Here is a 14,342-nt window from a genome sequence, read left to right as displayed (position 1 = left end):
TTCCCAATTTTTTTTAGTCGTAGAGCGTGTAATATCGCTCATCAAATGATACATATTGCTTTCTTCAAACAGGCCTGCAAGTTAGCACTCCCTCCCTTTGGGAAGGCCGAGGTATGTATTTACAGCACGTATTTCTCGACTACTTGCGCCACACCGTCATTGTCGTTCGACAGCGTAACGACGTCGGCTATCTCTTGAATGTCGCGCGGTGCGTTGGCCATGGCCACGCCCAAGCCAGCAAACTTTATCATTCCAACGTCGTTATAGCTGTCACCACAGGCGATGATTTCCTCGCGATCGATGCCTAAAGTGGCTGCCAATCGCTTGAGAGAATGCCCTTTATCGATTCCCAAAGGGACGCATTCAAGAAAGTTATCCATCGAACGATAGGCGCTGATACGGCCCTCGAGCAGTTTTAATATGCGTTGTTCAAGTGCGCAAAGTGGGGCAGGCTCGCCCACAATCAGACACTTATTGATAGGATAAGTAATCTGGTTCAGAAAGTCATCACACTGTACAATGGACATCTTATTGATGCCTGCTTCCAACTTCACATAGCGGTCTTCGCTGCTTGTTGCTACGATTTCGGCTCCCTGATGCACGAGGATTTGCAGCCCGGCCCGCATGGTTTCATCGTAGAGTACGGGCACAACGTCCGGGTCAAGCTTGTGTTCAAACACTACTTTTCGCGTCTTGCAATCTACAATCTTGCCGCCATTGAATGCCAAGATGAACCCACCATGCCGCTCCAATTCCAGTTCTTCGGCCACCGGCATGATGCCATACGTGGGCCTACCCGATGCCAATACAATCCTCACGCCGCGCTCTTGTGCCTCCATCAAAGCATCCTTGGTCTTTGGCGTAATCTTTTTCTCGCTGTTGGTCAGCGTGCCATCGAGGTCAAGTGCGATTAAGAGTCTCCCTCGTCCCCTCTGAATGGAGGGGAAACCTAAAGCATCCGATGTCTTTATTTCCATATAAATATCGTTTAAAATAATAGTGTAAGTCTGTTCTCCCCTCCTTTAGCGGAGGCGGGGAGGGCTTACAATGGTTCCAATCCCACGTCTTTTGACATCAGCGTCACGCTGCCATCTTCGCGCACATAGCATGGAATGCAGACGTCGCCCGTGGCTTTTTCTTCGTCAAAAGCGGGGTCGTTGTCGCGCAAAGCGAGGAATTCTTTCATATAGCGCACGTCTTCTCCGATGTCGATCACTTTGAATTCGGGGTTGCCTTCCACCTGCTTCATCACGTGAGCGCAATAGGGACAGGACTTCATTACATACATTTTAATCATTGTTTCTTAGGGTTTGGTTTATAAAACACGTTCAAAAGCCAGTCGCATACCGCGTGGCCCATAATCTATCTTTCCACATTCGACAAAGCCGAGTCGTTGCAACAGACCGCGCATCTCTCGGTTATCGTGGTTCGTATCCACCTTGATGCTGTGGATATTCTGCTGTCTGCACATCGCTTCCACACCTTGGAAGAACTGCTTCGCCAATCCTTTCCCACGCGCATTCGGGCTCACTGCCAACCGATGAATGACCATATAATCACCCTCAGTTAGCCATTCAGCCATGCATTGTTCGTAAGCCGACTCGCCATTTTGGGTCACAACGCCATACGTTTTCACGTCATCTTCGTCGGTCAAAACATAGGCTTCGCCGCTTTTTATGTCTGCTATAATCAGCTCACGCGAGGGATATTCCGCCGTCCATTGATGCCTTCCGTCGGCCATCATCTTCCATCTTGCCGCGTCAATCAGCCTCCAACACGTGTCAAAATCCTGTAAATTGGCCTGTCTGAACGTCATGGTTGCGGTATTGTCAATGCTTTTTCTTCAATCAAGAACTCGTCTATGAGGTAGCGGTCGCTACGACAATGCAGGTCGGCCACGCCATTTTGAATCAGTTGAAAGGTCACGGAATGATAGAATCTGTCCATTGCTTCCTCCAAAGATATGCCCATTTGTTCGGCAATACCCTTGATGATGCGTGCATATTTCATCTGCAATACGATTTGTTTTGCGTCCATTTTAAATCTCCTCTGCATCGATGAATGAAAGAAATTCATCTATTAAAGCCTGCTTCAAGAAGCAAATCTGATGGTTGGGCTCTTCGAATCGAAGTCTTTTAAGGGCTTCGTCTCGACTGATATCCTGTGATAGAAACAAGTCAATCGTGCGGAATATCCGGTCGTTTGCAATGCCTCCTTCCACGCAGTCATAAGAAACGACGGAGCGTTGTCGGCGGTTTGCCGTGATAAAGTCGAGCCATTCGGCATCGTAGGCCGTGAACTTTTTGATATTTTTTGCCTGCCATCCGTCGCTTAATTCATAGACATTAAGAAACGCCTGCTGCTTTCTTAACTTGAAACGTTCGCCATATTTAATGGCTTGTTCACGCAAGACCGTGACGTAAAAACCCTGCCCGAAGTCTAAAGCCACGCGCGAATGGAGCGTATCAGGACGCTTGATAATCGTGTTTGAAGCATGATATACCTTCATTCAATCACTCCTTTCTCTTTCATATACCCCAGCAAATCATCGGCAATATAGTCGCTACTGAAGGTATGGAGCACTTCGTATGCCTTAACGATATAGTCATCGAGAATATCGCTTTCCTTCAGTTTGTCGTACACATCACGTTGGTTCATGCCCAAACGGCAGGCAAGAAGTCCGATGCAATAGGTTGTAAAGTCAAGTTGTTCGTAGGTCATTACCACCTTATATTATATAGGCAAAGATACAGAGAAAGTTCCGAAGTTGCAAGAAACGGGCTATAATATCTGCAAAGCAATGGCGGCACAAGCCTCGGCATCGGCAAGTGCGTGATGATGGTCGGTCAGGTTGTAACCGCATCGGGCTGCAATCACGTCGAGATTGTGGCGACCTTGGGGCCAAACCCGGCGCGACTTGACGAGCGTACAAAGGAAAGGATAGTCGGGATAGTCCATTTGATAGCAACGGAAAACGGCCTTTAGGCAACGCTCGTCAAAGGCTTTATTGTGGGCAACCAGTGGCAGTCCGTCGATGAGGGGCTCCACTTTACGCCACACTTCGGGAAAGACGGGGGCGCAATCTGTGTCATTTTGCGTCAATCCATGCACGCGGGTATTCCAATAAGTGTAGTAATCCGGCTCGGGATGAATGAGCGAATAGAAGCGATCGGCAATCATTCCGTCGCGCACAACGACCAATCCAACGGAGCAAACACTGGTGCATTCGTTGTTGGCCGTCTCGAAATCGATGGCTGCGAAGTCTTTCATTACGTTGCAAAAGTAATGATTCTCAAGGTTTCTGTCTACCAGAATTTCTTGTGTGCCTTGTCATATTTGAAGCCGGCGGCGGCCAGTTTCTTTTCGAGTTCTGCGCGGTCGACGTTCATATCGTCGCACAGTTCGTCGAGCGAATGATAGTTATCGCGCAGCAACATGTTGACCGCACCAAACAGAATCATGGGATCATTGGGTAGTTTATCCATCTTTCGACTTTTTATGTGGTTGATATCTATCTGCAAAAATAGCATAAATAATTCGAATGGCGGCCATTTAGTGTTCAAAATGATGGTCGCATTTCGATTTTATCGATGTTTTTATCGTACAAAAAGGCCGTGGCGGAGATGTAGGGACGCACGGCTCGTGCGTCCGCCCAGCGCAGCACAAACAACTTTTCCTCCCATTTACGCATCAACTGTTAACTGAAATAGGAGCGGACGCACGGACCGTGCGTCCCTACATGCGTTCAAATGGTTTGTAATCTCAGCCATATTGCACGGTAAAATGAGCCATATTGCGCGCTAATCTCAGCCATATTGTGCGCTAAAATGGCTGAGATTGGAAAGCAAAAGGACAAGACAAGAAAACCGGAGGCCCTATGCCAACGCCTTATAGAAGCGTTGAACACGGAACCTCCGAACATGGTTTTTCAAGCAATAATTGTATGTCTAACCTCTGAAATACTGTTGTTTACCACTCAATCCGATTATGATTGAAGCGTTCTGGCCAAAGGTGGAGCGCATAGACGTAGTGATGAAGGTCGTAGATGGCAGCCATATGGTCTACCCGTTGCTTGAAGTTATTGAAGTTTTTTAGCTCATTCGGGGTCCATTGCACCTCGCAAAGAGCAGCCATACGCGGTAAAACTGCATACTCGGCACGGTTGGGATAAGCCACATACTCACTCCAAAGGTTTGCTTGTGCGCCCAAAATATGCTTGCGAGCGTCTGTAGGCATCGTCTCAGGTGCAGGGTCTAAACTGTAAACCTTCTCTACCGTGAGAAGCGGATGCTGTCCTTCGGGCTCCGTATTCTCGTCTTTATTCTGCCCATAATCAAAGTAACAGTGCGAAGTGGGCGTCATAATGACATCGTGTCCCAGCTTTGCACCGCGCTCTCCCGGCTCAATGCCGCGCCAGCTCATGATGGTTGCACTCGGATTGATGTCACCTTCGAGGATTTCATCCCAGCCAATGATTTTTCTTCCCTTGCCGTTGATATACTTTTCTACGCGGTTGGTGAAGTAAGCCTGCAGCTTATTGAGCTTTAAGTTCTGTTCGGCGGCGACCTTTTGACATTTCGGACATTCTCCCCAACGCGTGGTTGGCGTCTCATCTCCGCCGATGTGGATATATTTTGCAGGGAAAATGTCGGCCACTTCATCAATGATGGCATTAACAAACCGGAATACTTGCTCATTACCTAAGCAGAGCACGTCCTTATAAATGCCCCAAGCGTGGCCCACTTCATAAGGACCTCCCGTGCAACCAAGCTCGGGATAGGCGGCCAAGGCAGCCTTCATGTGGCCCGGCATGTCTATTTCGGGAATGACAGTGATATGCCGTTGGCGCGCATACTCCACGATATCCCTTGCTTCTTGCTGCGTATAGAACCCTCCATAAGGCTGTCCGTCGTCGACATCTGTGTTGTGTCCCATGATGGTACCTGTGCGTTTGGAGCCAATCTCCGTCAGTTTGGGATACTTTTTAATCTCGATGCGCCAGCCTTGGTCGTCAGTCAAGTGCCAATGAAAGGTGTTCATATTGTGGAGTGCCAGCAGATCTATAAACCGTTTCACGAAATCTATCGAGAAGAAATGGCGTGAACAGTCGAGCATCATGCCCCGATAAGCGAAGCGGGGTGCATCGGTTATCTCTGCAGCCGGCAACATGATAGGCTCCGAACTCCCTGCTTTGATGATGGGAAGTGACTTGCGAAGCGTTTGAATGCCATAGAAAATGCCGGCCGGGGTGCGCCCGCTGATGACCAGTTTCTTGGGAGAAACGGAGAGTTTATAGGCCTCGTCGCCTTGCATTTTCGGGTCGATTACGAGCATGATAGCAGGTATTTTCACCTTGGAAGAGCTGCCGACAGAGAGCGACAGCCCCGTTGTTTCCTTGATATAGTCGCAGAGGAAACGTGCATTTCCCTGCATCAAGTCGTCTGACGAAGTACAAATAATCTGCGTTGTCGGCAGCAAATGGAAAGGATTTCCTTTACTCATCGTGATTTGTTTCGGCAGCGGAATGACGTGATAGTCGGCTTCTGCCGCACCAACCTGCAGGAGAGAAGCGCAAAGCGCCATTACCATAAAGATTCTTTTGTGCATAAATAGGTTTTTAATGTTCTTTTTATTTTAATTTAAACGCTGTCAGTTTCGTTTATGCTTTGCCTGCATCTTGGTTCTTCTTTGTGGCATCCGGATAGGTAAAAGGAACGAACCACGTTATCAGCAATGCAGGAATGGTGCATACCAATACGACAAGGAAGAAATGTTGATAGCCAAGTTTGTCGCTGATATAGCCGCTCATCATTCCCGGAAGCATGACGCCAAGGTTCATAATGCCACTGGCAAAGGCATAATGTGCCATCTGATGTTTGCCCGGTGCCACCTGTTGCATCATGAAAAGCGACAGTCCTACAAAGCCAAAGCCATAACCGAAGTATTCCATAACGATGCCGCCGCCTATCAACCAAAGGCTTTCAGGCTGATAAAGCGCCAAGAACGTGTAGGCCACGAAAGGGATATTGAATACCAATGCGAGTGAGAACAGGCTCTTCTGCAAGCCTCTCCACGCGATATAATAGCCGGCAAGAATGGATCCGATGACAAAGGCTGCAGCCCCGAATGTGCCATAGTACAAGCCTATCTCCTGTTCGCTCAGCCCCAAACCCTGCTCGGCACGCGACGCTTTCAGGAAGAGTGGAACGATTTTCATCACAAATCCCTCGGCAAAACGGTAGAGAATGATGAAGCAGATGTAGTAAACGATGTGACGTTTTGTGAAGAATTCCAAGAAGACCTTCAGCAATTCGTTCAGGGAATCACGCAGGGATACAGGCGCATCGTTAGTCTCTTGCTTTGTACCGGGAAGCATAAAATAATGATAAATGCCTACAGAAGCCATGATGAATGCGATGATGAGCATGATAATCATCCAAGCCTTAGCCACGCCGAACAGCTTAATGAACGTGCCGGCAAGATAAACCAACCCGCCTGTTGCTGCAATCTTAGCGATGTTGTAGAATGCTCCTTGCCAGCCAATCCAGCGTGCTTGTTCCTCATTGGAGAGCACTGAGATGTAGGTTCCGTCAGCAGCAATGTCGTGTGTGGCCCCACTCAAGGCGATAACTGCAAGGATGGCAATGGTAATGGCAAAGAAAGAGGGCAGCTGAAGGGCAAAGGCAACCAATGCAAAGAGCACACCTGTGAGGATTTGCGTGAGGACAACGAAGAACTTTTTGGTCTTGTAAATCTCCAAAAACGGGCTCCATAGTGGCTTCAGTGTCCATGGAATCATAATCAATGAAGTCCAGAAAGCAATCTGACCGTCAGAGACTCCCATTCCTTTATACATCAATGCACAGACCATATTCAGCACAACGAAAGGCATTCCCATGGCAAAGTACAATGTCGGCACCCATGTTGCGGGGCTATGTAGGCTTCCGTTGACCGATGTTTTTGTTGTTAGATTGTTCGTTTTTGGTTCCATTTATTTGTCAGACTTCTGATTAAAAGGCACTCAAAGGTACACATTTACTTACAAACAATGTTATGTTTAACTTTAATTCACTACCATTACCCGTCAAGTTGGTTGGAATATTATATTTTTGCCATAGATTATCCAACAAATGAGCCAACAATCGTTACCCGAATTGATGAGACTTAACGCTTATACGCTACTGATTAAAGCTGCAATGACGGCTTCCTGCCTGTTGTTTACTCCCTTTTTACGGCCTAATCTCCATGCGCAAGAGAACAATTTTGTCGTCATCGACTCGACGGATTCCCCCGCCGAGATCGTCAAAAAGGCTGCCCGTGTGGTGCCATCTGCGCGTCAGTTCAACTGGCAACGGCAGGAACTCACGGCCTTTCTTCACTTCGGTGTGAACACATATACGGGAAAAGAGTGGGGAGACGGAACGGAATCGGAGGCCATTTTCAACCCAACAACCCTCGATACTGACCAATGGATACGTGTATTAAAGGCCGCCGGGTTCAAGTGTGCCATTCTTACTTGCAAGCATCATGACGGCTTTTGCCTGTGGCCATCGGCTTATACGGAGCACAGTGTGAAGCATTCTCCGTGGAAGAATGGAACGGGCGACGTGGTTCGCGAGGTGAGTGAGGCGTGCAAGAAGCATGGCATGGCATTCGGTGTCTACCTTTCTCCGTGGGACCGTAACTCAAAACTGTATGGAACAGCGGCCTATAACGACTATTTCGTCAGCCAACTTACCGAGCTACTCACGCAATATGGCAAGGTGAGCGAGGTGTGGTTTGACGGTGCTTGCGGTGAAGGAGCGAACGGAAGACGGCAGGAATACGACTTCGTTCGTTGGTATAAAGTGATCCGAAAGCTCCAACCCGAGGCCGTGATTGCAGTCATGGGGCCTGACGTTCGCTGGGTAGGTACGGAGTCGGGACGCGGCCGTGCAACGGAATGGAGCGTCGTTCCGAAGGACAATCTCGACCAAGAAGCCATTGCAAACCACTCACAAAAGGAAGTGTTGACGCAGCCTGTGGGCGACATGACGGGCCAAGACCTCGGCAGTAGAAAGGTAATTGAGAAGGCAAAGTCGCTCGTTTGGTATCCGGCAGAGATAGATGTGTCTATCCGTCCGGGCTGGTTCTACCACCAGAATGAGGACAGCAAGGTGAAGTCGCCCAAGGAGTTGATGGACATTTATTTCACTTCCGTGGGCATGAACGGTGTGCTCTTGCTCAATCTTCCGCCCAACAAGGAGGGTAGATTGGCCGAGGCCGACGTTGAAAGTCTGCGCGGTTTCCGCCGGTTGCATGAAGAAACGTTCGCCCGGAACCTGCTTACCGATGCCAAAGTGACGTGCAAGGTGGTCGAAGGTAGGCTACGTAATGTCACAGACAACAATTATGACACCTCCGTTTCGCCCGATATGAAAACCGGAAAAGCCGTTTTTCACTTCGTGTTGAAGCAGCCCGTGACCTTCAATGTGCTTTCCGTTCAGGAGGATATTCGCTGCGGACAACGCGTTGAGCAGTTCATGTTGGAAGTGAAAGACGCCAAGGGCACGTGGCAGAAAGCGTCCGAAGGGACGACCGTCGGCCACAAACGCCTGCTGAAGTTCCCCGTCCGGACGGCAAAAGAAGTGCGCCTTACCATTCAACAAGCGCGTGATGTCCCCGCAATCTCTGAGGTTGGGCTGTATCACCTAAAGGAATAGAAATTTTACCTTATTGTAATAAGGCTGTTCTTTGATGTATGATTAGTGGCTATAAACAAGACATCATCGGCAAATGGAATGCATGATTGGTGTTCGGTAGCCCTATTTACGTCTTTATAAGCATTGTTTTACGACCTATGATTTATAGAAACGAATACTATGTTAATTTGTTTCAAGAAGATTTACAAATGACTTCGTCAGTTTTGCGAATTTGGAATGGTTTCCTTCTTTGCCCAAAATAATGCCCAATTTACGAGAGTTTAAAACTTAATGATTATCAAATTGTTGCAAAAACAAGCCTATTTTTGACACAAAATGCAATTAAAAAGCCTTACGATTTACATCAAATTACCTCACAACTTACATCAGATTACACGGCATTTTTACCCAAATAGCATGGTAATCTCATGGAGATTGCAATGTATTATGAATGAAATTGTAAGCAAAAAACGTTAAAATCAGGAAATAACATCTATTTTATCGTCTTTTTTCTTCTATTTGACAAAATCCAAAAGTGTTAAAAACGATTAATTATATTTACAAAAAGGAACACTATAAATAGTGCTTCTCGTTAACGTTTTCATTATGTATATCCCATGAAGTTGCAGACATCTCCGAGAAAATAGCGAGCAAGGGTCTCCATTCAAGCCCAAAGAGCATTCCATGATGCACGATAATATTTGGCAATACAATTCATTGATTATCAATTAAAACGCGATATTAGAAGCTATCTTTCTTTTAGTATGGGATATATCATCTTGATATTTTAGTGCGTTTGGCTTGAAAAAGTTGAGCATGGTGTCTTACCTAAAATTCAGAATCTAAAAGGTTACAGTTTATAAACCGTAAAATTAAATTAATTACACATAGTTTTGAATAAATACATTGGTCCAAAGAGCGATCCCGAACATAAGGGGCACCGATTAATCTGCATCGATGGTCACTTCAGTCCATTGACCAAAGCCTTAGATGGCTATGTTGATTATTGGATTGATCAGTCATATGGACGCATGACTTACTTCGATTACTACGACATCGACCCCAAGACCATTATCACTACCGACAACTTCGAATCTTCGTTCAAGTCGGGAGGTGTACTGTTGCGTCAGGCTAAGAGCATGCCCACCAAAGGATACAAAGGTGGCGTCGGTGCTTATCGCTTCGATAACGATTATGACAATACACCCAATTACAAGTGGATGCGTCAGGCTATTCAGATTAATCAACAAGTGTTTAAAGAAAGAATGGGAAACGCTTCTCATCCTTAAGACATGAAACGAACGTATCATTAAAAAGAAAATAAACATGAATAAGCATATTTTTAAACATATCGCTATGGGTATCGCCGCATTCTGTGTGATGAGTTGCCAAGACAGTGAGAGCGATTTGCTAAAGCCAAAGGCTTATTTTGAGAATAACTTGCAACAAGTTACAATGCCCAGCAGTGGTAACACCTTAACTGTCGATATCACAGCACGCATCTCAAACAAAGTGAATTCTGCCGTTGCCGTATCCTATTCTTTGGCCGATCCCTCGTTGGTTGCTGCCTATAACAGTAAATATGGCACCAACTATAAGACATTTAAGAATGAAGATGCTGCTTTTACCAAGGAAGCCTCATCGGTAGAAACCGGGAAACTCTATGCAGAAAAGGTGTCTTTAACGCTCAAAAACCTTGATAAGCTGGAAGAGGGTAAAACCTATATGCTACCTATTCAGTTGCATTCAAGCTCGGTTCCCGTTATTGAAGGCGAGGATATTGCATACATTTTAATGGCAAAGCCCATCAAGATTACAAAAGCAGCCTTGTTCTATAGCGACTATGTTTCTGTGAAATTCCCCAGCGGAACGCTATTTAAGTCCTTCACCTTTGAGGCCTTAATTAACTCTATGTGGTTCGGAGACAACAGTACAATTATGGGAACAGAAGGCTTAATGATACTCCGTGTAGGCGATGAAGGTGGTGGAATACCTTCTGGAATTTTGCAAGCCGCAGGCCGTCAACACTACGAAGCCCCCGAAAAGCTACAAATCAACAAGTGGTATCATTTGGCATTAACCTATGATCAAGCTTCAGGTAAGACTGTAATGTATGTAAATGGTGTGAAATGGGCCGAGTCTGCATGGAATATTCCAAGCTTGGACTTCAATTCAGACGTGGGCTTTAACATTGGGAAAATCCCCAGCTTCCCTTGGGGAGAACGCCCGTTCTATGGCTATATGAGTGAAATTCGCGTATGGAACGTAGCGCGGACTGAAAATCAAATCAAGCAAAACATGTTGGGTGTAGATCCTAAATCCGATGGTTTAGAGCTTTATTTCAAGATGAATGGTACTGAGAAAACAGGAACAAATACCATTACCGATGCTGCAAAAGGTATAGAATGCCGTATGAGTGATATTGAAATTAAACAGCTTGACGAGCCTCTGACAATGGAAAGTATCCACTAACTTTTTCAAACTATAAGTATAATAAGAGCCTCCCCCGACCCCTCCAAAGGAGGGGAGAAAGCCTCTCCCCCCAGCCCCTCCCCGAAGAGGGAGGGGAGTAAAATGCAAATAGACCTTGCGAACACTTTAGTTCACAAGGCCTATTTTGTTTATCATACATTATTCATCATTAGCCCGCAAGCTTGGGCTCCCCCTCCTTTGGAGGGGTCGGGGGAGGCTCTCTCCCCTCCCTTGGGAGGGGTTGGGGGTGGGCTGGAAAGGGTCTTGGGTGTGTGTCAGACGGGCTGACAGGGCGTCTGTTAAACAGGTAAGCGAACCGTAGCAGGACAAAAAAGCAGCGGAAAGTTTGGTTGTTTCAAGAATTAGTCTTACCTTTGCCGGCGTTATGATGTTAGCATTTGATGATAATAAGGTTATAAGCATGATGCAAAGAAACTTTGATTTCTCTGCATCTTTTAACGCTTTTTATTTGGCTGGTCCAAATAATTTGCTAACACACACACACACACACACACACACACACACACTTAGCGCACCTGGCGTTTAAACGTCTTCACGTACGCGCGCGTGAAGAGCGCGCGACCTCAATAAACAAAGGGCTTCTCGGAGTTCCCTTTGTTCGCATATTCGTGTCCCTTTACGAGCAAAAAATGAACGAAATAACGCGGCGAAATGTAGGGACGCACGAGCCGTGCGTCCCTACATGCAAACAGCACAAATCAAGATAACAACAATAAATATGAAGAAGATGGAGCGTAAGAAAAGGGCATATCTCGTGCCCGAGATTAAGGTTTATCCGATGCAAGAGGACTGTCTCTTACAGGCCGTAAGCGGTCAGCACCAGCACATCGGACAAGGTGGCACGTTTGGTAGTGCAAAGCGAGGCAGTGATGAAGAATGGGAGGAAACCTCCCCCAACCCCTCCGAAGGAGGGGAGAACACCCTGCCAAGCTATAATGTGTGGGAAGAGTAAGTAATGATTAAAAGGAAAGGAAAAATGAAGACGAAAAAATGGATAAAGGCAAGTATGTTGCTCATAGTGGCAACACTGTTTGCAGCTTGTGCCAATGAAGACGTTGCGCAAGACAAAAAGAAAGAGAACGGAACGGAAACACCGAAAGGCGGCGTAGTCTTCGCGACCAATGACACAAAGATTTCGGCAAAGCGCCGGTTCATAGATGAAGACGAGTTTGCCGGCGCGAAGACGCGCACAGACATCAAGCACACGCCCGGCCAAGGTGCCGAAGCCTATTGGACAAGCGACGACTTCATTTGGGTGAAAGACAAAAACGGCACATGGCAAAAGAGCACGGCTATCACACTGCACGACGGCGGAGCCAGCGCAGAGTTCACCCTGCCCGGCAGCAAGGCTGACTATGCCGACGGTTGCGAAGTGCACTATACGGGAACCTCGGTTACGCTTTTTGGAGCCTATATCAATCCCCAGAGCGTTGGTATGTATGCCAAACAGACCCGTACTACAGCTAACGACTTTTCTAAAGCAGGTGAATGGGGCGACTGTGGTTCGGGCAGGGCACGCAACACGGGTAATCCCGATAAATTCAACTTTACGCTTTCGCATAAATCAGCCTACCTCTGCTTCTTGCCTCGTTGCGAGAACGCCACCCTTTCGGCTAATATACGGCTGGAAAGCATCAAAATCACAGCAGCTCACGAAGATAGGTTTGCTGACTTATGCCACTTTGATGGTGAGAACCTTACAACTCCTGGATCTCCCTTTAATTGGGATTATATCCACGTGGACCTCCCAGACTTTAAGCTCGAAACCGAGGCCAATCAGGCGCTCAATGCCACCTATATCGTCGTCCGCCCTGGCACCTACGACTTCACGATAGAATATACCATCAAAGACCCGACGACCAACTTGAAGACGGTTATCACAGATACCAAGACCAATATCACCCTCGATAAAGGTAACATCTACGATGTGACGGCTGATCTCTCGCCAGCCATGCCGAAGTATTGTATGTGGGATGCGAAATATGACTACTGGTATAATCACTTGAAGGCAGACGGAACGCCAGACGGTAATTATGCGCAGAATAATTCCGACCCGCGTTGGTATCGTGAAGGTAGTCATATTCGTATTGATGCCACAAAATCATGTAAAGATTGTCCCAATGTGAATGAGATGTGTTGGTATGTTTTTAATGGTGACCCCCATTGGGGAACAAGTATTGTCGCTTTGGATGGTCATTTGCAGCAAATGAATGGAATATGGTTGAAGAAGAAAGCCAAGATTATGGCTGATGAAGGAATTACCGAAGAGCAGATGAAGAATGGATATCCTAAAATCAGCCCAACCGATTATCGAATGTTACAGTTTGGATGGGGTAGTGTCACTCCTAATTCTGCTCCTATCCCCCCCAATGATGCAAACTATTTCTTTCTACCGGCATTAGGTAGATATTACTATGGTTCTTTAGAAAACCTTGGCAGTAAAGGGGGCTATTGGACATCAAGTGCTTCGGCAGGCCTCGGTGAATTGTCGTACTATTTGGATTTTAAAAGTGATGCGATTAACATATATTTCAATAATCGTAATATAGGTTTTTCAGTAGTTGCTTTCGAATAAGCTATAATGCAATATGTGCACAACGAAACAGATTTTTATACGAGGTAAGCCTGCGCGCAACCCAGCTGCTGAGTATCGTTCTACCCAGCGAATACCTCCTCCGCTACCCAGCTGCTGGGTACGGGACGACATAACCGCTGGGTAGAGAGCCACCCAACAGCTGGATAGGACGGCACCCTGCGAATGGGGTGAAAACGAATGAAATTCGTGTGTTTTTTTAATTATATTACAAACCTTAAAATTTAATTTGTTATGTTAGAGTTTACAGTGAAGTCGCGTAAGGCGACAATGGGAAAATTGAAGGGCAAGACGGTGTATATCGCTGTGCCCAAGGGTCAACAAAAGCTGACGCCGGAGATGGTGCTCGAACGCATCGTGCGCGAAACGTCGCTCAGCGAGGGCGATGCCCGCAACGTGCTCATCACGCTGCGCAACCTGATCATGGAGTGTGCACGGCTGGGCGTGGGGCTCGACCTCGGCGACATCTTCTCGCTGCGCGTGGTGGTGCCCTCGAAACAAATCGAGAAGGAAATCGACGTGACGGCAACCTCTGCCCTGAAGCCCGCCAAGCTGGTGCTGACATGGAAAGACAC

The 14,342-nt window shown here is 46.9% G+C and carries 15 protein-coding genes and 1 pseudogene; 6 read left to right on the top strand and 10 right to left on the bottom strand.

What is annotated here, in order from left to right; translation table 11 throughout:
* Positions 1-119: 119 nt before the first annotated feature.
* The 10 genes from H164_RS0106880 to H164_RS0106835 all read right to left on the bottom strand — a co-directional run bounded on the left by H164_RS0106880 (position 120) and on the right by H164_RS0106835 (position 6,991).
* Positions 120-977: a Cof-type HAD-IIB family hydrolase gene (locus H164_RS0106880; protein WP_019967947.1), complete on the bottom strand. Its 858-nt coding sequence runs from the start codon at positions 975-977 to the stop codon at positions 120-122.
* Between the two features lie 65 nt (positions 978-1,042).
* Positions 1,043-1,297, bottom strand: coding sequence for a glutaredoxin (locus H164_RS0106875; protein WP_025829861.1), 255 nt, complete (start codon positions 1,295-1,297; stop codon positions 1,043-1,045).
* 18 nt (positions 1,298-1,315) lie between these two features.
* Positions 1,316-1,816, bottom strand: a complete 501-nt coding sequence (locus H164_RS0106870; protein WP_019967945.1) for a GNAT family N-acetyltransferase — start codon at positions 1,814-1,816, stop codon at positions 1,316-1,318.
* On the bottom strand, positions 1,813-2,037 hold the full coding sequence (locus H164_RS0106865) for a DUF3791 domain-containing protein (protein WP_019967944.1): 225 nt from the start codon (positions 2,035-2,037) through the stop codon (positions 1,813-1,815). The genes H164_RS0106870 and H164_RS0106865 overlap by 4 nt, the downstream gene beginning before the upstream one ends.
* A gap of 1 nt (position 2,038) precedes the next feature.
* The gene (locus H164_RS0106860; protein WP_019967943.1) at positions 2,039-2,509 is read right to left on the bottom strand and encodes a DUF3990 domain-containing protein; all 471 of its coding nucleotides are present in this window, start codon (positions 2,507-2,509) and stop codon (positions 2,039-2,041) included.
* Entirely contained in the window at positions 2,506-2,721 is a 216-nt protein-coding gene (locus tag H164_RS0106855; RefSeq protein ID WP_019967942.1) for a DUF3791 domain-containing protein, read from the bottom strand. The genes H164_RS0106860 and H164_RS0106855 overlap by 4 nt, the downstream gene beginning before the upstream one ends.
* A gap of 60 nt (positions 2,722-2,781) precedes the next feature.
* Entirely contained in the window at positions 2,782-3,270 is a 489-nt protein-coding gene (locus H164_RS0106850; RefSeq protein WP_019967941.1) for a 3'-5' exonuclease, read from the bottom strand.
* Positions 3,271-3,305: 35 nt separating this feature from the next.
* Entirely contained in the window at positions 3,306-3,485 is a 180-nt protein-coding gene (locus H164_RS0106845; protein WP_019967940.1) for a DUF4250 domain-containing protein, read from the bottom strand.
* Positions 3,486-3,969: 484 nt separating this feature from the next.
* Positions 3,970-5,607 carry a beta-N-acetylhexosaminidase gene (locus H164_RS0106840; RefSeq protein ID WP_026356271.1) on the bottom strand — a complete coding sequence of 546 codons (1,638 nt, stop codon included), beginning with the start codon at positions 5,605-5,607 and terminating at the stop codon, positions 3,970-3,972.
* Between the two features lie 52 nt (positions 5,608-5,659).
* Positions 5,660-6,991 carry an MFS transporter gene (locus tag H164_RS0106835; RefSeq protein WP_025829863.1) on the bottom strand — a complete coding sequence of 444 codons (1,332 nt, stop codon included), beginning with the start codon at positions 6,989-6,991 and terminating at the stop codon, positions 5,660-5,662.
* Between the two features lie 166 nt (positions 6,992-7,157).
* Here H164_RS0106835 and H164_RS0106830 point away from each other — a divergent pair, with 166 nt between their 5' ends.
* The 6 genes and pseudogenes from H164_RS0106830 to H164_RS0106805 all read left to right on the top strand — a co-directional run.
* Complete coding sequence (locus tag H164_RS0106830) at positions 7,158-8,702, top strand: alpha-L-fucosidase (protein ID WP_025829865.1); 1,545 nt, start codon at positions 7,158-7,160, stop codon at positions 8,700-8,702.
* An 872-nt stretch (positions 8,703-9,574) separates the two neighbouring features.
* Positions 9,575-9,970, top strand: a pseudogene (locus H164_RS14450) (endoglycosidase); the annotation flags it as partial.
* A 37-nt stretch (positions 9,971-10,007) separates the two neighbouring features.
* Positions 10,008-11,153 carry a DUF1735 and LamG domain-containing protein gene (locus H164_RS0106820; RefSeq protein ID WP_025829866.1) on the top strand — a complete coding sequence of 382 codons (1,146 nt, stop codon included), beginning with the start codon at positions 10,008-10,010 and terminating at the stop codon, positions 11,151-11,153.
* Between the two features lie 739 nt (positions 11,154-11,892).
* A complete protein-coding gene (locus tag H164_RS0106815; protein ID WP_025829867.1) occupies positions 11,893-12,126 on the top strand; it encodes a hypothetical protein in 234 nt (77 codons plus the stop codon).
* Positions 12,127-12,150: 24 nt separating this feature from the next.
* On the top strand, positions 12,151-13,749 hold the full coding sequence (locus tag H164_RS0106810; RefSeq protein WP_036887823.1) for a fibrobacter succinogenes major paralogous domain-containing protein: 1,599 nt from the start codon (positions 12,151-12,153) through the stop codon (positions 13,747-13,749).
* A 252-nt stretch (positions 13,750-14,001) separates the two neighbouring features.
* Positions 14,002-14,342 (top strand): HU family DNA-binding protein (locus tag H164_RS0106805; RefSeq protein ID WP_019967355.1); only part of this gene is annotated, 341 nt, incomplete at its 3' end.

Source organism: Segatella maculosa DSM 19339 = JCM 15638, assembly GCF_000382385.1.
Lineage (GTDB): Bacteria > Bacteroidota > Bacteroidia > Bacteroidales > Bacteroidaceae > Prevotella > Prevotella maculosa.
Note: the sequence above shows the minus strand (reverse complement) of the source record. Positions and strands in the feature narration are given on the sequence as shown.

Bases quoted from the DNA above. Each gene is read 5' to 3' on its own strand.
- H164_RS0106870 (WP_019967945.1), bottom strand. From the start codon at position 1,816: ATGACGTTCAGACAGGCCAATTTACAGGATTTTGACACGTGTTGGAGG.
- H164_RS0106835 (WP_025829863.1), bottom strand. From the start codon at position 6,991: ATGGAACCAAAAACGAACAATCTAACAACAAAAACATCGGTCAACGGA.
- H164_RS0106855 (WP_019967942.1), bottom strand. From the start codon at position 2,721: ATGACCTACGAACAACTTGACTTTACAACCTATTGCATCGGACTTCTT.
- H164_RS0106845 (WP_019967940.1), bottom strand. From the start codon at position 3,485: ATGGATAAACTACCCAATGATCCCATGATTCTGTTTGGTGCGGTCAAC.
- H164_RS0106815 (WP_025829867.1), top strand. From the start codon at position 11,893: ATGAAGAAGATGGAGCGTAAGAAAAGGGCATATCTCGTGCCCGAGATT.
- H164_RS0106880 (WP_019967947.1), bottom strand. From the start codon at position 977: ATGGAAATAAAGACATCGGATGCTTTAGGTTTCCCCTCCATTCAGAGG.
- H164_RS0106840 (WP_026356271.1), bottom strand. From the start codon at position 5,607: ATGCACAAAAGAATCTTTATGGTAATGGCGCTTTGCGCTTCTCTCCTG.
- H164_RS0106865 (WP_019967944.1), bottom strand. From the start codon at position 2,037: ATGGACGCAAAACAAATCGTATTGCAGATGAAATATGCACGCATCATC.
- H164_RS0106830 (WP_025829865.1), top strand. From the start codon at position 7,158: ATGAGACTTAACGCTTATACGCTACTGATTAAAGCTGCAATGACGGCT.
- H164_RS0106860 (WP_019967943.1), bottom strand. From the start codon at position 2,509: ATGAAGGTATATCATGCTTCAAACACGATTATCAAGCGTCCTGATACG.
- H164_RS0106875 (WP_025829861.1), bottom strand. From the start codon at position 1,297: ATGATTAAAATGTATGTAATGAAGTCCTGTCCCTATTGCGCTCACGTG.
- H164_RS0106820 (WP_025829866.1), top strand. From the start codon at position 10,008: ATGAATAAGCATATTTTTAAACATATCGCTATGGGTATCGCCGCATTC.
- H164_RS0106850 (WP_019967941.1), bottom strand. From the start codon at position 3,270: ATGAAAGACTTCGCAGCCATCGATTTCGAGACGGCCAACAACGAATGC.
- H164_RS0106810 (WP_036887823.1), top strand. From the start codon at position 12,151: ATGAAGACGAAAAAATGGATAAAGGCAAGTATGTTGCTCATAGTGGCA.